The 21,720-nt window shown below is 65.5% G+C and carries 24 protein-coding genes and 1 tRNA gene; 13 read left to right on the top strand and 12 right to left on the bottom strand.

Features of this window, described 5'->3' with window-relative positions:
- Positions 1-2 precede the first annotated feature (2 nt).
- Positions 3-2,657, bottom strand: coding sequence for an ATP-dependent DNA ligase (locus QNO10_RS00235; protein ID WP_229945781.1), 2,655 nt, complete (start codon positions 2,655-2,657; stop codon positions 3-5).
- A gap of 160 nt (positions 2,658-2,817) precedes the next feature.
- Between QNO10_RS00235 and QNO10_RS00230 the strand changes: the two genes are divergently transcribed.
- Together QNO10_RS00230 and QNO10_RS00225 are read left to right on the top strand one after the other, a co-directional pair.
- Positions 2,818-4,317, top strand: a complete 1,500-nt coding sequence (locus QNO10_RS00230) for an SDR family oxidoreductase (protein WP_229945782.1) — start codon at positions 2,818-2,820, stop codon at positions 4,315-4,317.
- A 146-nt stretch (positions 4,318-4,463) separates the two neighbouring features.
- Positions 4,464-5,690: a L,D-transpeptidase gene (locus QNO10_RS00225; protein WP_229945783.1), complete on the top strand. Its 1,227-nt coding sequence runs from the start codon at positions 4,464-4,466 to the stop codon at positions 5,688-5,690.
- On the opposite strand, the gene QNO10_RS00220 is transcribed toward QNO10_RS00225, so the two are convergent.
- The 4 genes from QNO10_RS00220 to soxR form a co-directional block, all read right to left on the bottom strand.
- On the bottom strand, positions 5,687-6,361 hold the full coding sequence (locus tag QNO10_RS00220) for a pentapeptide repeat-containing protein (protein ID WP_442860210.1): 675 nt from the start codon (positions 6,359-6,361) through the stop codon (positions 5,687-5,689). The genes QNO10_RS00225 and QNO10_RS00220 overlap by 4 nt on opposite strands.
- Before the next feature lie 2 nt (positions 6,362-6,363).
- The gene (locus QNO10_RS00215) at positions 6,364-6,582 is read right to left on the bottom strand and encodes a PLDc N-terminal domain-containing protein (protein WP_229945788.1); all 219 of its coding nucleotides are present in this window, start codon (positions 6,580-6,582) and stop codon (positions 6,364-6,366) included.
- A 65-nt stretch (positions 6,583-6,647) separates the two neighbouring features.
- Positions 6,648-7,199 (bottom strand): flavin reductase family protein, encoded by a 552-nt coding sequence (locus tag QNO10_RS00210; RefSeq protein ID WP_229945789.1) that lies wholly within the window; start codon positions 7,197-7,199, stop codon positions 6,648-6,650.
- Positions 7,200-7,279: 80 nt separating this feature from the next.
- Positions 7,280-7,738: a redox-sensitive transcriptional activator SoxR gene (gene soxR, locus QNO10_RS00205; protein ID WP_229945790.1), complete on the bottom strand. Its 459-nt coding sequence runs from the start codon at positions 7,736-7,738 to the stop codon at positions 7,280-7,282.
- 172 nt (positions 7,739-7,910) lie between these two features.
- Here soxR and QNO10_RS00200 point away from each other — a divergent pair, with 172 nt between their 5' ends.
- The 3 genes from QNO10_RS00200 to QNO10_RS00190 are packed head-to-tail and all read left to right on the top strand — an operon-like array spanning position 7,911 to position 10,075.
- The gene (locus tag QNO10_RS00200; RefSeq protein ID WP_229945793.1) at positions 7,911-8,846 is read left to right on the top strand and encodes a hypothetical protein; all 936 of its coding nucleotides are present in this window, start codon (positions 7,911-7,913) and stop codon (positions 8,844-8,846) included.
- A 15-nt stretch (positions 8,847-8,861) separates the two neighbouring features.
- Positions 8,862-9,767 (top strand): non-homologous end joining protein Ku, encoded by a 906-nt coding sequence (gene ku, locus QNO10_RS00195; RefSeq protein ID WP_229945795.1) that lies wholly within the window; start codon positions 8,862-8,864, stop codon positions 9,765-9,767.
- A 5-nt stretch (positions 9,768-9,772) separates the two neighbouring features.
- Positions 9,773-10,075 carry a hypothetical protein gene (locus QNO10_RS00190; RefSeq protein WP_229945797.1) on the top strand — a complete coding sequence of 101 codons (303 nt, stop codon included), beginning with the start codon at positions 9,773-9,775 and terminating at the stop codon, positions 10,073-10,075.
- A 3-nt stretch (positions 10,076-10,078) separates the two neighbouring features.
- Here QNO10_RS00190 and QNO10_RS00185 read toward each other — a convergent pair whose 3' ends face one another.
- On the bottom strand, positions 10,079-10,306 hold the full coding sequence (locus QNO10_RS00185; RefSeq protein ID WP_229945799.1) for a DUF2630 family protein: 228 nt from the start codon (positions 10,304-10,306) through the stop codon (positions 10,079-10,081).
- An 82-nt stretch (positions 10,307-10,388) separates the two neighbouring features.
- Positions 10,389-10,889 (bottom strand): DUF4383 domain-containing protein, encoded by a 501-nt coding sequence (locus tag QNO10_RS00180; RefSeq protein ID WP_229945801.1) that lies wholly within the window; start codon positions 10,887-10,889, stop codon positions 10,389-10,391.
- 155 nt (positions 10,890-11,044) lie between these two features.
- Here QNO10_RS00180 and QNO10_RS00175 point away from each other — a divergent pair, with 155 nt between their 5' ends.
- Positions 11,045-12,529, top strand: coding sequence for an FAD-dependent oxidoreductase (locus QNO10_RS00175; RefSeq protein ID WP_229945803.1), 1,485 nt, complete (start codon positions 11,045-11,047; stop codon positions 12,527-12,529).
- Positions 12,530-12,599: 70 nt separating this feature from the next.
- Here QNO10_RS00175 and QNO10_RS00170 read toward each other — a convergent pair whose 3' ends face one another.
- Positions 12,600-13,190: an SRPBCC family protein gene (locus QNO10_RS00170; RefSeq protein ID WP_331460314.1), complete on the bottom strand. Its 591-nt coding sequence runs from the start codon at positions 13,188-13,190 to the stop codon at positions 12,600-12,602.
- Between the two features lie 280 nt (positions 13,191-13,470).
- Between QNO10_RS00170 and QNO10_RS00165 the strand changes: the two genes are divergently transcribed.
- Complete coding sequence (locus tag QNO10_RS00165; RefSeq protein WP_229945805.1) at positions 13,471-13,968, top strand: Dps family protein; 498 nt, start codon at positions 13,471-13,473, stop codon at positions 13,966-13,968.
- Positions 13,969-14,008: 40 nt separating this feature from the next.
- Here QNO10_RS00165 and QNO10_RS00160 read toward each other — a convergent pair whose 3' ends face one another.
- Positions 14,009-14,713: a FadR/GntR family transcriptional regulator gene (locus QNO10_RS00160; RefSeq protein ID WP_229945807.1), complete on the bottom strand. Its 705-nt coding sequence runs from the start codon at positions 14,711-14,713 to the stop codon at positions 14,009-14,011.
- Positions 14,714-14,918: 205 nt separating this feature from the next.
- Between QNO10_RS00160 and QNO10_RS00155 the strand changes: the two genes are divergently transcribed.
- From QNO10_RS00155 to QNO10_RS00145, 3 genes are all read left to right on the top strand, one after another.
- Positions 14,919-15,437 (top strand): gluconokinase, encoded by a 519-nt coding sequence (locus QNO10_RS00155; protein ID WP_229945809.1) that lies wholly within the window; start codon positions 14,919-14,921, stop codon positions 15,435-15,437.
- Positions 15,438-15,542: 105 nt separating this feature from the next.
- A complete protein-coding gene (locus tag QNO10_RS00150) occupies positions 15,543-16,319 on the top strand; it encodes a metal-dependent hydrolase (protein WP_229945812.1) in 777 nt (258 codons plus the stop codon).
- 59 nt (positions 16,320-16,378) lie between these two features.
- Positions 16,379-18,109 (top strand): cation:proton antiporter, encoded by a 1,731-nt coding sequence (locus QNO10_RS00145; protein ID WP_229945816.1) that lies wholly within the window; start codon positions 16,379-16,381, stop codon positions 18,107-18,109.
- A 1-nt stretch (position 18,110) separates the two neighbouring features.
- On the opposite strand, the gene QNO10_RS00140 is transcribed toward QNO10_RS00145, so the two are convergent.
- Positions 18,111-18,488 (bottom strand): VOC family protein, encoded by a 378-nt coding sequence (locus tag QNO10_RS00140; RefSeq protein WP_229945819.1) that lies wholly within the window; start codon positions 18,486-18,488, stop codon positions 18,111-18,113.
- A 106-nt stretch (positions 18,489-18,594) separates the two neighbouring features.
- Positions 18,595-19,338, bottom strand: coding sequence for a LysR family transcriptional regulator substrate-binding protein (locus tag QNO10_RS00135; RefSeq protein ID WP_229945822.1), 744 nt, complete (start codon positions 19,336-19,338; stop codon positions 18,595-18,597).
- 53 nt (positions 19,339-19,391) lie between these two features.
- Here QNO10_RS00135 and QNO10_RS00130 point away from each other — a divergent pair, with 53 nt between their 5' ends.
- Positions 19,392-19,781 (top strand): DUF5997 family protein, encoded by a 390-nt coding sequence (locus QNO10_RS00130; protein ID WP_229945825.1) that lies wholly within the window; start codon positions 19,392-19,394, stop codon positions 19,779-19,781.
- 143 nt (positions 19,782-19,924) lie between these two features.
- On the opposite strand, the gene QNO10_RS00125 is transcribed toward QNO10_RS00130, so the two are convergent.
- Positions 19,925-20,007 (bottom strand) — tRNA-Leu (locus QNO10_RS00125).
- Positions 20,008-20,468: 461 nt separating this feature from the next.
- Between QNO10_RS00125 and QNO10_RS00120 the strand changes: the two genes are divergently transcribed.
- Together QNO10_RS00120 and QNO10_RS00115 are read left to right on the top strand one after the other, a co-directional pair.
- On the top strand, positions 20,469-21,200 hold the full coding sequence (locus tag QNO10_RS00120) for an FHA domain-containing protein (RefSeq protein WP_229945828.1): 732 nt from the start codon (positions 20,469-20,471) through the stop codon (positions 21,198-21,200).
- On the top strand, positions 21,200-21,685 hold the full coding sequence (locus QNO10_RS00115) for an FHA domain-containing protein FhaB/FipA (RefSeq protein WP_442860211.1): 486 nt from the start codon (positions 21,200-21,202) through the stop codon (positions 21,683-21,685). The genes QNO10_RS00120 and QNO10_RS00115 overlap by 1 nt, the downstream gene beginning before the upstream one ends.
- The last annotated feature ends 35 nt before the right edge of the window (positions 21,686-21,720 follow it).

Genomic DNA, 21,720 nt, shown 5'->3' with positions numbered 1-21,720 from the left:
TGCTAGGCGCCCTCAACCACGACGTCGGACGGTTTCTTGTCCGGGCGCAGGCCGCGCCAGACGGGATGGCGCAGTTTTCCGGTGCCGGTGCGTTCGGAGAAGGTTACTTCGCCCACCAGTGCAGGGCGTACCCACTGGGCGTCGGAGGCATCCGCTGCCGGCACATCGTCCAGCGGCGCGGTCTTGCGGGACATTTTCTTCAGGCGCGGACCGATCAGGGCGAGGTCCTTCTCGCTCAGGCCGGACCCCACGCGTCCGATGTATTTCAGGTCCACACCCTCTGGAATGGCGACCAGGAGGGAGCCGACCTTGTTCTGCCGGTTTCCCTGCCCCGGCCGCCAGCCCACCACGACCACTTCCTGCGTGAGCTGGTTCTTCAGCTTCAACCAGTTCTTGGAGCGCCGGCCCGGGGAATAGGTGCTGGTGCGGCGTTTGGCCATCACCCCTTCCAGCCCAAGTTCCTTGCTGGAAGCCACCGCCTCGTCCATGGACATGTCCAGGACCGGCGGCACCTGGACATGCCCGTCCGGCGTGGCTTCCACCGCTGATTCCAGGATTTCCCGGCGCTGGACATAGCTGAGGTCTGCCAGGGAGTTTCCGTCCAGCCACAGCAGGTCGAAAACCATCAGGTGCACCGGCGTACGTTCGGCCGCAGCCGTGATTTCCCTGGGTTTGGTCAGGTGCATGCGGGGCTGCAGCAACCCGAAGTCCGGCCGGCCCGCCTTGTTGATGGCGACGATTTCGGCGTCCAGTACGGCCCGCTCCCCGTTGAGGTGCGCGCTGAGGTCCTGCAGTTCCGGATAGGCGGCGGTCATGTCGTTCCCGTTGCGCGAGAGCAGCCGGGTTCCCTCGGGAGTGACCGTAACGACGGCGCGCACGCCGTCCCACTTCATCTCGAAAGCCCACTCGTCGTCGTCGTTGATTTCCGCCCGGGTGCCGAGTGTTGCCAGCATCGGCTCAACCGTCGGCACCGACGCAGCGTCCGCATCCCGGGCCGCGGCGGTGGTGTCCACCGGGGAGGTTTTTGCTCCGGCTGTGGCAGTGGCCGTCTGGGCCCGGGCCGCCGCGGCCACACTGCCCTCCGGTGTCTCCGGTGTCTCCGCTGTCTCCGCTTTCGCGGGCGAGGTCCCGGCGGCCGGGGTGGGGTTGTCCTCCGGCTCATTGCCTTTTTCGCCCGGCTTCGGCTGGTTCTTCATGAGGTGGATCAGCCAGTTGTTGTTGGCCTTGTCGCCGCCCGAGCCGGTGTGGATCAGCGCGAAGCGGCGGTCGGCGGCGCCGTCGCGGGCCAGGCCGCCGTCGGGCTGGCCGTGCAGCACCGCAATAACTTCCTTGCCGTCACGCCACTTTTCGCGTTCATACGTGCCGTGGTCCCAGATGGTCACGTCGCCGCCGCCATATTCCCCCTTGGGAATATGTCCCTCAAACTTCCCGTAATCCAGCGGATGATCTTCGGTCTGCACGGCCAGGTTGTTCTTTCCGGAGGTCGACGGCGGCCCTTTCGGCAACGCCCAGGACACCAGCACGCCGTCGTGCTCCAGCCGGAAATCCCAGTGCAGCCGGCGGGCATGGTGTTCCTGGATGACGAAGCTGTTGCCTTCAGAGGGAGTGGAAGGCTCCTCGGGAACCGGTTCCGGTGTCTTCGCGGCGTCCCGCATGCTCCGGTATTTGGTTAGCCGGTCGGCGCCGCCCGCAGACCGGACCTCTTCGGATGCCGCACCGGATTCCTCCGTTGCCTCCTCCAGCGACTCCTCCTCGAAGGCGCCGCTCTCCATGCCGGCCAGCGGGTCGCCGTCCTTGATCCGGTCCAGCACGTCCTGGTAATCCAGCTGCGCCAGGTCCGGATCCTCGAGTTCCGCCCAGGTGCGCGGCGCCGCGACCGTTGGGGTAAACCGGCCCCGCAGGGAGTAGGGGCAGATGGTGGTTTTGTTGCCGTTGTTCTGGCTCCAGTCCACCAGCACCTTGCCCTTGCGGAGAGTTTTCTTCATGTCGCTGACCACCAGGTCCGGATGGTCGGCTTCGAGGGCGCGGGCCAGCTCATGGGCCACGGCGTTGATGTCGTCGGAGCTTTGGCTGCCGTCCAGCGCGGCGTAGAGATGGATGCCTTTGGAGCCGCTGGTCACCGGCCGGGCGTCCAGGCCCATGTCCTGCAGAATGGACCGGGCCAGGCGGGCCACTTCGGCGCACTCCGCCAGCCCCACGCCGTCGCCGGGGTCGAGGTCCAGGACCATCCGGTCAGCGTTGCCGATCCTGCCGCGCGGCCCGAACTGCCACTGCGGCACATGGATTTCCAGGGCGGCGGATTGAGCCAGCCAGGTCAGCGTGGCCAGGTCATTCACCACCGGATAAATATTGGTGGAGGTCTTGTGTTCGATCGGGAACCGCTTCACCCAGGATGGTGCGGAGTCCTCGAGATTCTTCTGGAAAAACACCTGGCCGGGGTGCTCAGGCGTGCCCACTCCATGCACCCACCTCTTGCGCGTGGCCGCACGGTTGCGCGAGTGCGGCAGCATGTAGTCCGCCACGGCAGCGTAGTAGGAAATCACGTCTGCCTTGGTGGTCCCCGTTTCCGGATAAAGAACCTTGTCCAGGTTGGTCAAGCGGAGCCGGTGGCCCTCCACGCTGACGGTTTCCTGCTTGCTGCCTCCACCTGTCGCCATGCCCCCTAGTCTTACCGGGATACCGGACAAACGCCAGTATTTCATCAGGGGGCTTATGAATAGGCCGGGTATCCTGGCCGGGCGCCGCAGTTCCAGGCGTTCGACGCTGAACCTTCCGCGGCCCTGACCGTCGGTGCCGGTGCGTGTGTATGTTGGGAAAATGACAGAACGCCAGCAGATCCTGGTCACGGGTGCCACCGGCTATATCGGCGGGCGGCTCGTCCCGCTGCTGCTCGAGGACGGCCACTGTATCCGGGTCCTGGCCCGCTCCCCCGAAAAGCTCTCCGACGTGCCCTGGGCATCCGACGTCGAAATCGTCCAGGGCGACCTCTCGGACCGGGACTCCGCTGCGTCGGCGTTCACCGGCATAGACACCCTGTATTTCCTGGTGCACTCCATGGCATCCGGCAAGGGTTTCAGCAACCAGGAATCCGCGATTGCCCACCTGGTGGCCGACGCCGCAGCGGAAGCGGGGGTGAAACGGATCGTGTATCTCGGTGGCCTGCATCCCGAAGGTGAGCTGTCGCCCCACATGAAATCCCGGACCGAGGTGGGACGCATCCTCCTTGAAGGCGAGGTGCCGGCGGTGGTGTTTCAGGCCGGCGTCGTGATCGGGTCCGGGTCTGCGTCCTTCGAGATGATCCGGCACCTCACCGAGACACTGCCCGTGATGCCCGCCCCCAGCTGGGTGCGGCGCCGGATCGAACCGATTGCCGTCCGGGATGTGCTGCATTATCTGGTGCGGGCCGTGGACATCCCCGGCGAGGTGAACCGCACCTTCGACATCGGAGCACGCGAAGTCCTCACCTACGCCGAGATCATGAACGGCTACGCCGAAGAGGCCGGGCTGCCCCGGCGCCGCATCTACGCCCTTCCGCTGCCCGCTCCGCGGCTGGCCGGACACTGGGTGTCCCTGGTGACTCCTATTCCGCGTGCCATGGCACTGCCGCTCGTCGAGTCCCTGCAGCACGACGCCGTCGCGAAGGAACATGACATTGACCGGTACGTGCCGCTGCCCGACGGCGGGCTGACGGACTACCGCGGTGCCGTCAGCCGGGCGCTGGGCAAGGAGAAGCGCGGCGAGGTCGAGACCACCTGGGCCAGCGCGTCGGCGTCGTCCGATCTAGCCTCGGATCCCCTGCCGAGCGACCCGGACTGGGCCGGCCAGACGGTATATGTGGATGCCCGGCAGCGCCGTGCGCCGGTGGACCCGGCCGCCGTCTGGCAGGTCATCGAGGGGGTGGGCGGCCGGAACGGCTGGTATTCCCTGCCGATGGCCTGGGCGATCCGCGGGGTGCTCGACAAGACCGTGGGCGGAGCGGGCCTCACGCGCGGCCGGCGCAATCCCACCACACTGTTCACCGGTGACGTGGTGGACTGGTGGCGGGTGGAACTGCTGGAGCGCGGCACGCTGCTGCGGCTGCGCGCCGAGATGCGGGTGCCGGGCAAGGCCTGGCTGGAGATGCGGGTGGACCCGGATGGCGACGGCGGCAGCCTCTACCGGCAGCGGGCCATTTACTTCCCCAAGGGGCTGGGCGGGAAGCTGTACTGGTGGCTGATTGCCCCTTTCCACGGGCTGATCTTTCCCTCCATGGCGAAGAACATCACCCGGCAGGCAGCCCGCCTGGCACCACCTGCGGGACCGGCAGCCGCGGGTTAGGCGACAATTCCGTAACGGCGTCCGAGAGTTCCCAAGGATCTAATATCATCGGTAGGACACTTGCGCCGGACCAGCCGGCCCAACTGCGATCATGCCGGTTTCCGTCATCCACGACGGCCCGGCTTGTACTTTGAGGGGACTTGGCTGTGCAGGACACAAAGAGCCGTAAAGGGCTGATAGCCGCGGCAATTGCCGTGGTGCTCGTTCTGGGCGGCGGCATCGGTGCCGCCTTCGCCACCGGCATCCTCGGCTCGTCCGGGTCCGATTCCTCCGCTTCCTCCGGTCCGTCGGAGTCACCCTCGGTGAAGGCTGCTCCGGTGTCCATCACCACGACGCCGGGTGACGGCGCCGTGGGTGTGAATCCAGCGGTGCTTCCCTCCGTAACCGCCACCAATGCGGTTATTAATCAGGTCATCCTGAAGCCCCAGTCCGGTGGCGACACCGTGCCGGGCATCCTGGCCGCCGACAAAGCCGTCTGGACCGCAGGCGCCCCGTTGGCCTTCAACACCAAGTACCGCATGGACGTGGTGCTCACCGACACCGCCGGCAAGGAAACCACCCGCAGGCAGGGATTCGAAACGGTACTGCCCGCCAATGAAGCCAACGCGTTTATGTATCCGCAGGACGCCGCCAGCGTGGGCGTCGGCCAGCCCATCGACATCACCTTCAGCGAACCGGTCACCAACAAGGACGCAGTCGAGCAGGCCATCAAGATCACCAGCACTTCGGGGCAGACCGGCGCCTTCTTCTGGCTCACCGACCAGCACGTCCGCTACCGGCCGGAAACCTTCTGGGCCGCCAACAGTGCCGTCACGGTGGACATGCAGTTGTTCGGCGTGGACTTTGGCAACGGCATGATCGGCAACTTCAACGAAACCCGCACCTTCAATACCCACAACACCCGACTGGCCGTGGTGGACAACTACACGAAGACCATGCAGGTGTTTATGGACGGGCAGCTGGTCCGGACCTTCCCGGTGACCCTCGGCGAACCCACTTGGCCTTCGCCCTCCGGCTACCAGGTGGTGGTCAGCCAGCATGAGAAGCTGCCCTTCCGCGCCGAGTCCATCGGGCTGAAGCCCGGAGACCCGGACTACTACGAACCGTTCGACGCCTCCTGGGCCAGCCGCCTGACCAACAGCGGCGTCTTTGTCCACCAGGCGCTCGACGGCGCACTGGGCGCCCTGGGGCGGATCAACGTTTCGCACGGCTGCGTGGGGATGTCCGCCGAGGGTGCCAAGTACTTCTACGACAACTTCGACGCCGGTGACGTGGTGCAGGTGCTGAACACCGAAGCCGGTCCCGTTCCCATCCACGACGGCTACGGTGACTGGAACATCCCCTGGGACCAGTACGCCGGGCAGCAGCCCTAGGCTTCCACCCGAAGGCCCAGCTGGTCGGCGAGCAGCGGAGCCAGCAGCAAAAGCTGCTCCTCGTCCACGGTGAATCCCTTGGGGCCGGCCAGTCCGGTGATACTCCGGAATGCGGACCCGCGCAGGTCCGCATCCACGGCTGTGCCGCCGCTGCCCAGCAGCAGGGAGTCGATCCGGCAGTTCCGGAAGGCAACCCGGTTCAACCGCGCGCCGTCCAGGTCCAGTTCACCGATGATGCAGTTGGAGAACAACACGTTGGTCAGCGTGCAGCCGCGCAGGTTCAGGAAATCCAGCTTGCCGCCGTCCACCCGGACCGAGTTCCAGGCGCCGCCGTACAGCTCCGCGGAGCCGAGCCGCGGATTAGAGATTTCCACGTCCCGGAAAGTGCTCCTGGCAGCCCGCAGCACCGGGGCATAGAGGTTCTCCAGGGTGGATTCCAGGAACCGGGCAGCGGTGAGATCGGCGTTGTCCAGGGACACCCCGGTGAGGCTGCACTCTGAAAACACCGCTCCGCGCAGCTCAAGTCCCGCGAAGGAATCCCCGTTGTAGGCCAATGCTTCCTGATGGCTGCCGACCGGGAAGTCTGCACCCGGGGTCAGGCCCTGCAGGCGGACCGGGTCAAGGACGGGCGGTTTGGTTCCGGCAGTACCGGAGGTCCGGGGCCGCACCATGCCTAGGCTGACCGGCGGCCGAAGAGGAAGTACGCAATGGGTCCGGCGAAGTTGATGCCGCAGGCGGCCATCCACCATCCACGGCTGCCGCGGATGAGGTCCTTCGGACGGCGGCGGAGATCCCGCAGCGCAGCCCCGGCCAGCAGGAACTGGACTCCGGTCAGGACTCCCAGGCCCTTTTTCTGTCCGCTGCTCAGGTCCTTGAGTTTTTTCTTTGCCATCGCCGTACCTCCTGGTGGGTTCTTCCCGCCGGCGGTCGCCGAACGGGTCCGTACCCGATTATGCGCTATTCCCCGCTTCCGCCTGCGACGCGACCCGACTCGCCCAGCGCGGAGTGCCTGCCCAGGCGGTGATAGGTCCGGTTGTGGTAGACCAGCGGGTCCTGGCCGGTGCTGCCGGGGATAATCTCCAGGACGGTGGCGGCAATCAGGATGGAGCTGCCCACCGGAACCCTGCCGTCGACCCGGCACAGGAGCGCCACCGGCGCCTCTTCCAGGACCGGCTCCCCGCCGGGCAGGGTCCGGGTCCGCGTGGCGCCGAACCGGTCTGCGCCCTGGCGGGCGAAGAGGGCGGCAAGTGCGGCGTTTTCTGCGCCCAGCAGGTGCACGACGACGGTAGGGGAACCGGCAATCACACCCGCCGTTCCGTGCGTCGACGCCAGGGAAAAGGACAGGATCGGCGGTTCTGCCGACACGGAGGAAACCGAGGACGCGGTCAGGCCCACCGGGCCGCTGCCGCCGTCGGCCGTAATGATGGCGACACCCGCCGGATGCGCCCGGAAGGCGTCCTTGAATGCATCCGTTACATTCCGCTCGCACAGAGCCGTATTCCGCGTCATTAGTGTCCTCTCACGGGCCAACCCATCAAGGGCATCCCTCAACGCTAAAACCTCAACCAATGTTGAGGTCAAATCCGTGGTTAGACGTCGAACGCCCGGGCACCCGTTCCCGAGCCGGAATCCTCGGGATTGACGAACCGGCATTGGGCCAGCGAAAGGCAGCCGCAGCCGATGCAGCCGCCCAGGCGGTCGCGCAGCGCCTCCAGGTGCCGGATGCGGGTATCGAGCTCCTGCTGCCAGGCCGCCGAGAGGCGCTGCCAGTCGGCCTGGTCCGGCACTCCGTCCGGGGGCAGTTCGGCAAAGGCTCGGTTGATCACGGCCAGCGGGATCCCGGCCTGCTGAGCGGCGCGGATGACCGCCACCCGGCGCAGCACCGAACGGTCATAGCGGCGCTGGTTTCCCTGCGTCCGCCGGCTGGAGAGCAGTCCCTGGCGTTCGTAGAAGTGCAGCGCGGATACGCTGACCCCGCTGCGTTCGGCCACCTGTCCCACCGACAGTTCGGCCCGGGCAGGCCCGGTATCGGGTGTATTGGTTTCCACGGCCCGCCTTTCCTCCACTGCACCATTATCCGCCCGGTGGCTCGGCGGCCAGCGCGGCTGACTGGATGCGCCCCACTGGCGGCCCGGCGCGCGGCATGTGAAGGTGTCCGTATCAGCGCCTGCGGGAGGCCTCAGGCCATCCGGGAACGGCGCAGCAGCGAAGGAGGCAGCCGTGGAGCCCCCACCCCTGGGCCCGCAGGAGAAACCCGGAACCCTGGTTTTCCTCCCTGGCACGGGCCGGCCCAACCCGCAGCTTGCGGACCTGGTGCGGGAACAGGTGCAGCAGGTGCGCGGGCTGTCCGACTACCGGGTACTTCCGGTCGACTGGGCCGCTGCCGCTCCCCTTGACGTCGATATTGTGCCGGCACTGCCTCCGCGGTATTCGGCTGAAGATCCACCCGGAGTGTCCGACGCTTCCCTTGCCCTGGCCCTTTTCGCCATGGATCTGGGCGCTGCAGGTCCGGTGGGACCGGCCGTGCCTGCCTCCGCCGGGCCCGCGGTGCCCGATACCGCGTTCCTTGGGGAGACACTGCAGGATCTGATTCTGGGTGCACTCACTGACGCCGGTGTCCGGCACCGGATCCGGCTGACCGACGCAGGCAGCGGATTCTTCGCCAAGGTCGCCTTCTACCTTCGGCAGGGGGACGCCGCCCGCGCCCGCATCGCGGACGCCCTGCGCAGCACGGACCAGGATGCGCCGGTGGTGATCCTCGGGCACAGCCTCGGCTCCGTTGCAGCCGTTGACCTGCTCAGTTCCCCCGAGGCGGCTGGCCTCCGGGTGGACCTGCTGGTCACCCTCGGGTCCCCCGCTCCGTGGTTTTACCTCCTGGATGCCCTGGCCTACCTCGGGCCCGGCCGCGGCGGTGCGGGACCGGCCCTGCCCTGGCTGAACTTCTGGGACGAGCGTGATCTGCTCTCGTTCTGCGCCGAACGGGTTTTCGCCGGCCGGGAGGCCAATGTGTTCGACCGCAAGGTGGACTCCGCCACGCCCTTTCCCGAGTCCCACACCGCCTATTTCTCCGATCCGCGGGTGTACCGGCTGCTGTGGGAACATCTGCAGGAGGCACGGGCAGGCAAACCCGACTCTGGCAACGGAACCGGAATCTAGTGTTCACTGGATGACATGAGAGCGATCTGGAAAGGCGCAATTGCGTTTGGGCTGGTCAATGTGCCGGTCAAGGTTTACGCCGCCACCGAGGACCACGATGTCAGCCTTCACCAGGTGCACGGCAAGGACGGCGGGCGCATCCGCTATCAGCGCCGCTGCGAAATCTGCGGCGAGGTGGTGGAATACAAGGACATTGCCAAGGCCTACGACGACGGCGAGCAGACCGTCGTCCTCACCGACGAGGACCTGGCTTCCCTTCCCGTGGAAAAAAGCCGGGAAATCGACGTCGTGGAATTCGTGCCCAGCGAGCAGGTGGATCCCATCCTGTTTGACCGCACGTACTACCTGGAGCCGGATTCCAAGTCGACAAAGTCCTACGTACTGCTGCGGCGGACCCTGGAGGACACCGACCGGACGGCGATTGTGCAGTTCTCCCTTCGGCAGAAGAGCCGGCTGGGTGCCCTTCGGGTGCGCGGCGACGTGTTGACCCTGCAGACCCTGTTGTGGGAGGACGAGGTCCGGGACGCCAGTTTCCCCTCATTGGATGAAAAGGTGCGGATCTCCGCGAAGGAGCTGGAGATGTCCGCGGCCCTCGTCGACTCGTTCAGCGGAGATTTCGATCCCTCGGAGTTCACCGACGACTACCAGGAGCAGCTCAAAACCCTCATCGACGCGAAGCTCGAACAGGGTGATTCGCTCGACACGGAGGAGACCTTCGGCGGAGAATCCGAAGAGGATGAGGGCGGCAAGGTGCTGGACCTGATGGAGGCACTGCGCCGCAGCGTAGAGAAAAACCGTGGAAAGAAGAGCGGGTCCGGCGAAGCGCCGGCCGGCACCAAGGACGACGGCGCCAAGAAGGCTCCCGCCAAATCCAAGACAGCGGCCTCAAAGAGTCCAGCTAAAACCCGGAAAGGCGCCTGAACATCATGGCCTCTCGCAATTTCTTCACGGACCCCTTCGGACGGCAGACCGTTGTGAAGGTGCCCAACGGACCGCTTATCGGCTGGGCGGCGTTCGGTGCTGCGTCCATGATGGCGCTGACGCCCCGCAACGCTGGACTCTTGAGGACCCTCAGCAAGGGCTGCCTGGTGATCTGGGCCCTCGGGGAAACCTTCCGCGGCGAAAGCCCCTTCCGGCGCAGCATTGGGGCAGCCACTCTGCTGCGGCAGGTCACCGGCGGCGCCGGCACAGCGAAAGCCTCCGGCGCCGCATCCGCACCGAAGGCCTAGTCCTTACTGGCGGTATCCCTCAACTTCACCAACGGGCCGTTCCTGCGCCTCGTCCGGATCCTGCCCTGCCTCGGCCTTGGCACGGCGTTGGCGGAGCAGATCCCAGTACTGGTCGAGCTGCTCTTCCACCCGGCGCAGTTCGGCCGCGTGGTGTTCCGGGTCAGCCTCACGAAGCTTCTGCTCCTGGGCGACGAGTTCGGAGATCCGGTGCTGAATTTCCTGTGCGTCCATGCTCCTACGCTAACCGGGGCGGACGGTGGATTCCAGCGCCGGATCCGCACTGGATGCGGCAGGGTCAGCTCCGGGCGGGAACCTAATTGGGAACCGAACCTTCCCCGGGATTGGGGTTGCTGCGGTAGGAGCTCGATTCGCTCTGCCGGCCAAGGAAAATACCGAGCAGGATCATGGCAACCGCCAGAACCGCGTGGAGCCAGTTATCCGCCGTATTGAACGGGACAAAGTTGGCGTCTGAATCCAGCGGGATAAGCAGCCCGTAGATGAAGAGCACGGCGTAAAGAATGCCGCCTCCCAGCAAATAGAGCTTGGCTGTGGAATGCCTCCGCGCCAGGGCAAGCCCGGCAAATCCCAGCAGCATGTGGACCACATTGTGGAGTACCGAGACCTGGAAAATGCCTAGAAGCGCAGCTTCCGAGGCGTAACCCGCGAAATAAAGCTGGCTGTAGCTAGCGGTAATCCCGGGAATGAACCCCAGGACGCCGATGAGCAGGAAAATAATCCCGAAGGCCATTGCCGCTTTTTGTGCGCTGGTCCGGTGTGCGGTGAGGCCGCCGGAACTGTAACTGGGGCTTGCCATGACAACTCCTCTGCTCCGCAGCACCGGAAGACCGGGCCGGGAGGATCGGTGATCAGGACTTTAAACTGTTGCACAATTGGGGCAGGGTGGGAAGCATACTGACTTTCAGCGAGGCGGCTCCCACATCACTTCGTCAGCTTGGCGGGAAGGACAACTTGAAATCTCTATGGCTCGAAACCGCGCCCGTTATACCCACTGATCCCTTCGACCCCGGTGTCGCCTATGACACCGTGGTGGTCGGTGCCGGGCTCACCGGACTGACCACCGCGGCCTTGCTGGCCCGGAGCGGACAGCGGGTGGCCATTCTGGAAGCACGCACGGTAGGCGCCGTGGCAACAGGCAACACAACCGCCAAGGTCTCACTCCTGCAGGGGACACAGCTGTCCAGCATTACCTCCCACCACAATGCGGAGATCGCCCGCCAGTACGTGGAAGCCAACCGCCAGGGGCAAAGCTGGCTGCTGCGCTTCTGCGATGAAAACGGCATCGGCTACGAGGTGCGGGACGCCTACACCTACGCCACTACCGAGCAGGGACTCAAGAGCCTGCGGAAGGAACACGAGGCCGCACAGGCGGCCGGACTCGACGTCGAGTTCACCACGGACACTGAACTGCCGTTTGAAACCACGGGTGCGCTGCGGCTGCGCGGCCAGGCACAGATCCACCCGATGACGGTGCTCGCCGGCCTGGCCAAGGATTACCGTGCGCACGGCGGCAGCCTCTTCGAAGGCGTCCGCGTGACCGGAGCCCGCCATGAGGAAGGTGCCGGCATCAGGGTCATCACCAACCAGGGCGAGGTCGCTGCCCGGCATCTGGTGCTGGCCACCGGCATACCGATCCTCGACCGCGGTGGTTACTTCGCCGTCCTGAAGCCTGAACGTTCCTACGCCGTCGCCCTTCCGGTCACCGGCGCGGTTCCGCAGGGTATGTACCTCTCCGCCGATTCCCCCACCCGCTCCCTGCGGACGGCGGAGTCGGATGGGATCTCCTATCTGCTGGCCGGCGGCAACGGACACACCGTTGGACGCAGGAAGCACACCCAGGAACTGGTTGACGACCTCGTGGGCTGGACGGTGGACAACTTCGCCGTGGGAAGCGCCGCGAGCTTTGCCTGGTCGGCACAGGACTACTCGCCGGCGCGCAGCCTGCCCTATGTGGGGCAGTTGCCGCTGATGGGGGCGAATATCTATGCCGCCACCGGCTACAACAAGTGGGGTATGACCAATGCGGTAGCCGCCTCGCTCGCCTTGAGCGCCGAGATTCTCGGCGGCGAGAATCCCTGGGCCCGCGAGCTGTACAAGCCCCGGGTAGCCCCGCTGGATGCTGCCTCCACCCTGCGGGACAACGCCGAAGTCGGACTGTCCATGCTCACAGGCTGGGCGGCCGGACTGGCCACCAGCACCGGCGAGGCACCGCCGGAGGGACAGGGCGTGGTGGCCCGGGAAAACGGCAAGCCGGTGGGAATCTGCACGGTGGAAGGCAAGACCAGCCGGGTATCGGCCATCTGCCCGCATATGAAGGGCGTCCTGAACTGGAACGACGCGGAGCAGTCCTGGGACTGCCCGCTGCACGGCTCGCGTTTCGGCGCAGAAGGTGCACTCCTGGAAGGTCCGGCGGTAAAGGACCTGGATCCGGCCTGACCACGCCGCTTAAACAGGAACTGCGGATGCCGGCAAGGCATCCGCAGTTCCTGTTTAAATCCCTCAGTGGTTAGAGGCCGGCCCGGGGGCCGCCGGATTCCGGATCATCCATCGCCGGATCCGCATCGGGTGCCGCAGCCAGCCGTGAGGTGTCCGTGGAGGTCGGGCCCACAGGGGCGGAGCCGGATGCTCCGGTGGCCGCGTTACCGGGGGCGTCGACGTTTCCCCGCCAGGAGCCGGTCTCGGAGCCGCGGCTCTCAATGAATTCCTTGAAGCGGGCGAGGTCCGATTTCACCTGCCGGTCATCGGCGCCGACCACGGAGCCCAGCTTCTCGACGAAGGTTTCCGGATCCCAGTCCAGCTGCACGCTCACCCGCGTCTCGGCGTCGCCCAGGCGGTGGAAGGTCACGACGCCGGCATGGGACTTGCCGTCCGTACTCTTCCACGCAACGCGCTCGTCCGGATGCTGTTCGGTGATTTCGGTGTCGAATTCCCGCTCGACGCCGGCCACCTTGGTCACCCAGTGGGTGGTGGTGTCCGAAACCTGTGTGATCGAGACGACCCCGCCCATGAAGTGCGGGAACGACTCGAACTGCGTCCACTGGTTGTAAGCCGTGGTCACCGGTACTGCTACGTTGATCGACTCTTCTACGGTGGTCATGCTGTCCCTCCGGTAGTGCGAATCCTGCGTCTGGCCGGGCACCCCTTGATCAGGAGCCCCGATTTCCTCACCGTACACAGGAGGACAGGGCACTTCAACTGGAAGTAAGGTTGCTTATAGTAGCTTTCCCGTGAGCCGTCCCCTTATGGCCGGGGCCGCGCTGCAGGGTTAGGCTGGGGAACAATCCACCCGCCGAAGCCGCCGGTCCGGACAGTATCCGGAGGCGGAAAACGTGCTGGGTGCATTCAGTACTCATTTTTCGTCAACAGTGGAGGAAAACATGAAGGCATCTGAAGAACTGACCACCAATCTGCAAGCCGTTCTGGTGGACATGATCGAGCTGCACCTGCAGGGCAAGCAGGCCCACTGGAACGTGGTGGGAAAGAACTTCCGCGACATGCACCTGCAGCTTGACGAGATCATCGACGACGCACGCATCTTCGCCGACGAGCTCGCAGAACGGATGCGGGCCCTCCGGGCCGTTCCGGACGGGCGCAGCGTGGCAGTGGCCGAGGGCACCAGCCTGCCGCCGTTCCCCGCCGGCCTCGTGGACACCCGCGACACCGTGACCCACGTGGTCGCCATGCTCGACGCCGTCGTCAAGACGATGCGCGACGTCCATGACCAGGTGGACGAGGAAGATCCGACCACCGCAGACATCCTGCACGGCTTCATCGCCAAGCTGGAGCAGTACGCCTGGATGGTGGATGCGGAAAACATCTCCGCCACGGCCGAGGTGGTCACCCCCGAGGACAGCAACCTGGAACCGACCCGCTAGGTCCCGCTCCTGGGAAGTGCGGCAGTGCCGTTTCCGGCCGCTAGCCGGCCACGGCCTGCCGCACTTCCTCCAACAGGGCTGTCATATGCGCTAAGGCAGCGCCGTCATCCCCTGCAGCGACGGCCTCGGCAACCAGCAGGTGCCCCTGCAGGGCAGCTTCCGTCGGATTCGGCGGCATCAGGCCCTGCCTGGTCCTGCCGGTTAGAACCTCTGCAACCACGTTCTGCAGCGAAGAGAACATCTCGTTGCCACTGGCCTGGAGCAGCAGTGTATGGAATTCGACGTCGGCGTCGAGGAACCTTTCCAGCTCCCCGGCCTCCCCAAGCCTGCGTAATTCTGCCGCCAGTTCCAGGATCCGGGTCCGTTCATCCGGTGCGGCATGCCGGGCAGCGGCGGCTGCGGCAACCGGTTCCACTCCCACCCGCAGTTCGGTCAGCGACCGGAACTGCTCGGTCCGGCCCGGACCCGCCAGACGCCACTGGATGACGCGGGGATCGAACACGTTCCACAGGTCCCGCTCCTGGACCACAATGCCGACGCGGCGCTTGGAATACACCAGGTTCATGGACTCGAGGATCCGCATGCAGTCCCGGACCACGGTGCGGGACACCCCGAACTCGTGCTGCAGTCCCTCCAGTGTCAGCCGGTCGCCCGGCGCAAGTACGCCGGAGACAATATCCGAGCCCAGCGTCTCGATAATCCGGGCATTCAACACTGCGGCCGGCGGTCCCGCCTGTTCAGTCATATCCGTGTCTCCCGCTGGCTTCCGACACATATTCCGTTGGCAGCATATACAGTGCCGCCCACGGGAACGGCACTGTCGGCAGCCGTTCTTTCGATGAAATCCTACTAAACCACGGTTATTGGATGCTTTGGTGATACCTTTACGAAAATTGTTTGGTTAGCAGCCGGAACCGAACCCGCGACAACGACGTCCCCAGGAGATCGACATGGCCCCCAGTGCACAGCACATCGTCATCATGGGTGTGGCGGGTTCCGGCAAGACCACCATTGCCAACCTGCTCTCCAAGCGCCTCGGCTGGATAGCCGCCGAGGCGGACGAGTTCCACCCCGCGGTCAACATCGCCAAGATGACCGCGGGAACTCCGCTGGACGACGACGACCGTTGGCCGTGGCTCTTCGCGATCCGTGACTGGATGGGCACCCAGGCGGACAACGGCCGGTGCACCATAGTCACCTGCTCGGCCCTGAAACGCACCTACCGTGATGTCCTCGCCCAGGCCTCCGGAGATGTCACCTTCGTGCATCTGGACGGAAGCAGCGAAGTGCTCTCCGAGCGGATGAAGACCCGGACCGGGCACTTTATGCCGCCCTCCCTGCTTCCCTCCCAGCTAAGCACCCTGGAGCCCCTTTCGCCGGAGGAAGCGGGCCTCCGCCTTGACATCACCAATAGCCCCGCCGAAATCGTGGCCGCCGTCATGCACCACCTGGGCTTCGACGCCGCCTGACGCGGACGCCGCCCCAGTGGCCCGGCAGCTGCCCAAACCGTGGAAAAATAGTTACCTTCGTTAACTCTCCGGCGCCTGCACCGCCCTCTGGAAGGACTTTCAACCATGATGGGTGGCCACCATGCCGCTAGCGGTGCCGCGGCCTGGGTTGCCGTGGCGTCCACCGCCCCTTACGCCTTCGGCTGGTATCCGGTCACACCCCTGGGCGTTGTCACCGGCGCCCTGCTGACCGCCGGCGCGGCTCTGCTGCCGGACCTCGACCACCACAGCGGAACCATTGCCCACTCACTTCCGCCGGTGACAAAAATCCTCGCCCGGCTGACGGAAGCGGTCAGCGGAGGACACAGGCGCGGAACCCACTCCCTGCTCGGCCTGGCTGTCTTCGTAGCCCTTGCGACGGCGCTGGGCAGGGTGACTGCCGACGTTCCTGTTTTCGGTTCCGTGGCCGTAGGCGCGGGTATCCTGTCCGTCCTACTCATGGGGTTCGCCTTCAAGGCACTGAAAATTGCCGGCGGGCCGGTCCGCAGCTGGTTCCTCGCACTGGCTTTCTCCGGGTTCATAGCCGTGTATGCCCCGGAAAACAACGACTGGCTCCCGGTAGCCGTGGGCCTGGGCGTAGCAGTCCACATTGTGGGCGACCTCCTGACGCATCAAGGCGTGATGATCCTGTGGCCGCTGCGGATTAAGCGGCCGCGTTCCCTGACCCGTTTCCCGGTGGTCAACAAGCTCTGGCGCAGCAGCGGCAGCTTCTCGCTGCCCCTGATCGGTGCCGCAGGGTCCTGGCGCGAATGGGCGTTGATGGTGCCGGTGACCATCTACGCAATCTTCGGAGTGACCTTGGACATGCTCACGGTGCTGACGGGCTGGTCTCCCTACACATAGGCCGTCCCGCGCCCGCCGGCGGCAGCATGCGCGTTCCGCGCCGGGACTAGTGTTGAAGTGTGGAACCGGGTTTTCTGATTGTTGTAGGCGTTGCCGTCATTGTCACCATTACGGCTTTTTCCAAGCGGCTTGGGATAGCCGCCCCGCTCATCCTGGTAGTCGTCGGGCTGGCCCTCTCCTATACCCCGGGTGTGCCGGAATTCTCCGTTCCGCACGACGTGATCCTGATGGGTGTGCTCCCGCCGCTGCTGTATGCCGCGGCGGTCAACGTTCCGGTGGTGGACTTCCGGCGCAATATCGGGGCTATTTCCGCACTGTCGGTCTTCCTTGTCCTGGTCTCGGCTTTTGTGACCGGCCTGCTGCTCTACCTGCTGCTGCCGGACCTGAACTTCGCAGCCGCAGTGGCGCTGGGCGCCGTCGTCAGCCCGCCGGACGCCGTGGCCGCGACCTCCATCGGCAAACGGCTCGGCCTGCCGCCGCGCCTGGTGACGGTGCTCGAGGGCGAAGGACTGGTTAACGATGCCACCGCGCTGGTGCTGCTGCGCTCGGCCGTCGCTGCCTCCGCCGGCGGCCTGTCCAGTATCTGGGCAGGGATCGGCGACTTCGGTTTCGCCGTCGTTGTTGCCATCCTGGTGGGACTGCTCGTCGGCGCGGCCACGGTCTACATCCGCTCGAAACTGCACGATCCGGTGCTGGACACGGCCATTTCCTTTGTTGTTCCCTTCATCGCCTTCATCCCGGCGGAGGAGGCCGGAGCCTCCGGCGTCCTTGCCGTCGTTGTTGCCGGGTTGTACACCGGGCATCGAAGCGCCTCCGCATTCACGGCGCAGGTTCGGATCAATGACAGCATCAACTGGCGGACCATCCAGTTCCTGCTGGAAAACGGCGTGTTCCTGCTGATGGGGCTGGAATTGAGGCACTTGGTTGAAAACGTCGACACCAGCCTCCTGCCGGTCCTTGATGCCGTACTGATCGGTTTGGCAACCACCGCCTTGCTGATCCTTGTCCGGTTCGCCTGGGTCACCCCCCTGATGTATCTGCTCCGGGCCAAAGTGCGGTACCAGGACCGGCGGACCAAGCGGTTCCGGCGGTGGCTGGACGGGGTCAAAGCCGGCGGGCTGACGGATGACCGCCAGCGCAGGCGGCACCTCCGCGCCGAGCTGCTCTACCGACGGCGCCGGGCCGACATCGAGCAGTTGAACCGCGAAGGCCTGGGCTGGCGCGGCGGCATGGTGATTTCCTGGTCCGGCATGCGTGGTGTGGTGACCGTGGCCGCGGCCCAGTCCCTGCCCGAACAGACACCGTACCGGGAGCAGCTGGTGCTTATTGCTTTCACCGTCGCGGTGGCAACACTGCTGCTGCAGGGCGGCACCCTGCCGTGGCTGATCCGCGTCCTGGGCGTGCAGGGCAGGGATGTCGCGGCAGACCAGCGGGAGCTTGCCAAGCTGATCGATGAGCTCAGCGGCGCCGGCCTCAGCATCCTGGAACAACCGGAACAGTGCCTGGGCGTTCACCAGGACGTGGATCCGGATGTGGTGGAGCGGGTCCGGCAAAGCTCGTTCCTGCGGAGCGAGCTCGCCTGGGAGCGGGCGCGGGCACTCGGGGAGAACGAGGATCCCACGCCGCAGCTCCAGTACCGGCAGCTGCGGCGCGCCGTCGTCGAAGCCGAACGGAACCAGCTGCTGGTCGCGCGCCGGGAGGGACGCTTCACCTCCCGGACGCTCTCTGAGGCACAGCGTCTGCTGGATCTGGAGGAATCCCGGCTGCGGCCGCGGCTGGGGGAACGCTGACCTAGTCCTGGTGGAGCTGGAGGTAGTTGCCGCAGCCGTCGTCGAACACTGCCATTGCTCCGGTCGAGTCGAGGGTCGGCTCACCGAGGAATTCGACGCCGAGCCCCGACAGCCGCTCGTACTCCGCCTGCACATCGGGAACACCGAGCACGAGTACGGGAAGCTGCTGCCCGTAAATCCCTGACCGGTAGGCCTCGGCCACCGGATTGTCGCTGGGCTCCAGCAGCAGTCCGGGACCGCCCGGGTCCTCGGGCGAGCAGACAATGAACAGGTTGTATTCCGGCATGGCCATCAGGGGTTCCAGGCCGAGCGTCCCCGTGTAGAACTCGTAGGCGCGTTCCGGGTCAAGCACATGGATGCCACTCATTTTGATCCGCATCCGCCGCAAGCTACCACCGCCCTCGTCGCGTGTCACCAGAGGGGACCGGTTGGCGGTCGAACGGATGGCGCCTCAGCGGCTGCCCGACCTTAGCGGCTGCGCGACTTCAGCGGCTACGCCGCGGCTTGCCGCCCTTGCTATTGCCCTTGCCCTTGCTCCCTGGGCGCCCGCCGGACTTCACGGCAGGTTTCGCCCCGCTGCGGGTCTGCCGTTCCTTGGTCCGCTTTTTCGCCGAAGACTTCTGCTCGGCCTGGATGGAAGGCTGGCGGGAGCTGTTGGCAGTACGTCCCCGCACCACCCCGATGAACTCTTCGATGTCGGCGGCATCCCGCTCCTGGCGCCAGGCAATGCCGATCCGGGTTGCGGGAACGCCGTTCACCGGCCGCGCTGCAACATCCTTTCGGGAATGCAGGCGGGCTACGGACATGGGCAGGATCACTACGCCGCTGCCTGCCGCAGCAACCTCCAGGGCGACGGCGGCTCCACCCATTTCGTCAATGTCCAGGATCGTCTCGCCGTCGAGGTCCGCCAACTCCACCTCATCAAAGGCCGCCAGAGGGTGCTCCTTGGCAGCGGCAGCCACGGGCTGCTCCTCATACAGTGGAATCAGGTTTACCCCGTCCGGGCGGTTAAAACCTTCGGCAGGTATCCGGACAAATGCCAGATCCGCCCGGCCGGACGCCAGTTCTTCCAGGGCGTCGGGCTCCTCGCACTGGAAAGTCCGCAGTTCCTGGTCCTGCCGTTCCCGCCAGCGGGTGATCCATTTGCCCGGTGTCACACCCGGTACGTAGGCCACGGTCAACGGCCGGGATGTGGCCCCCTGAAGGGGTGCTGATGTGTCTGTGGGCATCAAAACACCTTAGCCCACCGGGTGGAGGCGCGGCGGGCGGATACCCTTGGAACATGACCTCCGAGAAATCCCCCCAATCCATGAAGCCTGCCACGGCAGCCAAGAAACTGGGCATATACCTGCCCGCAGCGCCGCAGGACTTCCAGGACGGGCCTATTTCACGTGCCCAGTTCGATGAACTGCAGTCCAATCCGCCTGAGTGGCTCGTCGAACTGCGGCGGACCGGTCCGCACCCGCGTCCGGTGGTGGCACAGAAACTCAACGTGTCCATCGGCGGCCTGACCCGCGCCGGCGTGACCGAGCCGCTGACCACCGAGGAAATCAAGGCACTGCTGGTCCAGCCGCCGGCCTGGCTGGTGGAAGAGCGGGCGAGCTTCGCTGCCGTGCGCGCCGAGACCCAGCGGGTTAAGGACGCGGAAGCCAAAAAAGCGCAGGGAGCCTAGCCGCTGCCGGTGCTGGCCGCCGGGCAAAGAGGGACCGTGGAGCACGCTCCACGGTCCCTCTGCCGTTCGGGATACCGCAACCGTCAGCCGCCGGACATAAAAAATGACCCCGGCCATCTGGCCGGGGTCATTCCCAATCTATGTGCGCGAGGGGGGATTTGAACCCCCACGCCCTTTCGGACACTGGCACCTGAAGCCAGCGCGTCTGCCGTTCCGCCACTCGCGCATAAATGGTTTCCCGTGGTAATTCTACGGATAGCCGGACGATTCCGCTGAAGCGGTCTTGTCCGGGAGGATCCGTTGCATTTCCTCGGGAACAGCAGAATCAAGCATACCGGCAATCCGGTGAAACACCTAAACGGCCCATGATGCTGCTTCCAAACGGCCTCGCTGCACGGGCGTACCGGGCCTCCGCCGGGCCGGTACCCGCACAATGTCCGGCGGCTACCGGCGGCTACCGGGATGCTTCCTGCCGTTCCCCGGCGCTTTAAGGCACACCGGGTGCCGACGCCGCGGTAAGACATTTATCTGCGCTCACCAGTAGTATCGAAGTGGACGTATGTACCTGTGCCCTGCCGGAACCGGTCCCAACCCAGTCCCGGCGGACTGTTCCGCCCGCACCGCGGTGCCGGGGGAAGGTGCTGCAGACGTGGCAACTCAATGGACAGGACACGGAAGGAGACGGACTTGGGCTTACTCGACAATGTCGAACGCGGCATAGAGAAGATTGTTCGCGGTGCCTTCACAACCGGTTCGTCCGGCCGTGTTGAACCCCTGGAACTTGCCATTGCACTCCGCAGGGAACTCGACGAGAACTCGATGGTCCTTGGTCAGGGCAGGACCCTTGCCCCGAACGTTTTTACCGTGCGCCTTTCCAGCCCGGACTTCACACAGGCCCAGAAGTGGGGGGCACCGCTTGCGGAAGAACTCTGCGACGTAGTCATCAAGCATGCCCGGAGCCAGTCCTATACCCTGCAGGGGCCCGTGCGGGTCTCCTTCACTAAGGACTCCTCGCTGAAAGCGGGAGTGCTGGAAGTGGACTCCGCCACCGAGAAGTCCTCGTCCACGCAGCCCCGGGTACCCTCGCCACCGGCACCGAAGCAGGGACCTTCCGGACGGATGCAGCCCGTCCTCGAAATCGACGGCCAGCGGTACACCCTGAATGCGCCGTCCGTGGTCCTGGGACGCTCCTCCGAAGCGGACATCCCCGTGGATGACACGGGAGTTTCCCGCCGCCATCTGGAGATCCGCACCGAAAACGGTGCCAGCCGTGCCGTCGATCTCGGCTCCACCAACGGCAGCTTCGTCAACGGCCAGAAAGTTCAAGGTGAAGCAGTGCTCACTGACGGATCCACAATTGCCATGGGCCGCACGCGGATCGTGTTCCGGCTGCTACCCGTCCGGACCGGGGGACGTTAGTGCTCAGCGAATTAACTGAAACACTCCTGCGGTACGGCTTCCTGATCCTCCTGTGGATCATGGTGGTCTCCGTCGTCGGCGCCATCCGCCGCGATCTTGCCGTCGGCAGCCGCAACCGGACCGGAACACCCACGGCCCGCCAGATCCGCAAGGACCCCGGCCTGGAGAAGCGTGCCCCGGCGCCCAGCAGGGCCGCCCCGCGGGAACTGGTGGTTACGGAAGGACCCCTGCGCGGCACCACCATTGACCTGGCTGCCAGCCCGATCCTCCTGGGCCGCGCCCAGGAGGCAACGCTCGTCCTCGAAGACGACTATGCCTCGGGCCGCCACGCACGGCTCTTCCCCCAGGGCAGCCGCTGGTTCATCGAAGACCTCGGTTCCACCAACGGAACCTATCTTGGCGGCAGCCAACTCACACGGGCGCTGCCCGTCGAACCCGGTGTGCCCATCCGCATCGGCAAGACGGTCATCGAATTGAGGCCCTGAAGGTGGCCCTGGTCCTTAGATATGCTGCACGGTCC

This window comes from Arthrobacter sp. zg-Y919 (assembly GCF_030142045.1).
Taxonomy (GTDB): Bacteria; Actinomycetota; Actinomycetes; order Actinomycetales; family Micrococcaceae; genus Arthrobacter_B.
Note: the sequence above shows the minus strand (reverse complement) of the source record. Positions and strands in the feature narration are given on the sequence as shown.

Excerpts from the sequence above, each read along its gene's own strand:
- QNO10_RS00235 (WP_229945781.1), bottom strand. The coding sequence starts at position 2,657 with ATGGCGACAGGTGGAGGCAGCAAGCAGGAAACCGTCAGCGTGGAGGGC.
- QNO10_RS00230 (WP_229945782.1), top strand. The coding sequence starts at position 2,818 with ATGACAGAACGCCAGCAGATCCTGGTCACGGGTGCCACCGGCTATATC.
- QNO10_RS00220 (WP_442860210.1), bottom strand. The coding sequence starts at position 6,361 with ATGGTGCGGCCCCGGACCTCCGGTACTGCCGGAACCAAACCGCCCGTC.
- QNO10_RS00215 (WP_229945788.1), bottom strand. The coding sequence starts at position 6,582 with ATGGCAAAGAAAAAACTCAAGGACCTGAGCAGCGGACAGAAAAAGGGC.
- QNO10_RS00210 (WP_229945789.1), bottom strand. The coding sequence starts at position 7,199 with ATGACGCGGAATACGGCTCTGTGCGAGCGGAATGTAACGGATGCATTC.
- ku (WP_229945795.1), top strand. The coding sequence starts at position 8,862 with ATGAGAGCGATCTGGAAAGGCGCAATTGCGTTTGGGCTGGTCAATGTG.
- QNO10_RS00190 (WP_229945797.1), top strand. The coding sequence starts at position 9,773 with ATGGCCTCTCGCAATTTCTTCACGGACCCCTTCGGACGGCAGACCGTT.
- QNO10_RS00185 (WP_229945799.1), bottom strand. The coding sequence starts at position 10,306 with ATGGACGCACAGGAAATTCAGCACCGGATCTCCGAACTCGTCGCCCAG.
- QNO10_RS00180 (WP_229945801.1), bottom strand. The coding sequence starts at position 10,889 with ATGGCAAGCCCCAGTTACAGTTCCGGCGGCCTCACCGCACACCGGACC.
- QNO10_RS00170 (WP_331460314.1), bottom strand. The coding sequence starts at position 13,190 with ATGACCACCGTAGAAGAGTCGATCAACGTAGCAGTACCGGTGACCACG.
- QNO10_RS00165 (WP_229945805.1), top strand. The coding sequence starts at position 13,471 with ATGAAGGCATCTGAAGAACTGACCACCAATCTGCAAGCCGTTCTGGTG.
- QNO10_RS00160 (WP_229945807.1), bottom strand. The coding sequence starts at position 14,713 with ATGACTGAACAGGCGGGACCGCCGGCCGCAGTGTTGAATGCCCGGATT.
- QNO10_RS00155 (WP_229945809.1), top strand. The coding sequence starts at position 14,919 with ATGGCCCCCAGTGCACAGCACATCGTCATCATGGGTGTGGCGGGTTCC.
- QNO10_RS00150 (WP_229945812.1), top strand. The coding sequence starts at position 15,543 with ATGATGGGTGGCCACCATGCCGCTAGCGGTGCCGCGGCCTGGGTTGCC.
- QNO10_RS00140 (WP_229945819.1), bottom strand. The coding sequence starts at position 18,488 with ATGCGGATCAAAATGAGTGGCATCCATGTGCTTGACCCGGAACGCGCC.
- QNO10_RS00135 (WP_229945822.1), bottom strand. The coding sequence starts at position 19,338 with ATGCCCACAGACACATCAGCACCCCTTCAGGGGGCCACATCCCGGCCG.
- QNO10_RS00130 (WP_229945825.1), top strand. The coding sequence starts at position 19,392 with ATGACCTCCGAGAAATCCCCCCAATCCATGAAGCCTGCCACGGCAGCC.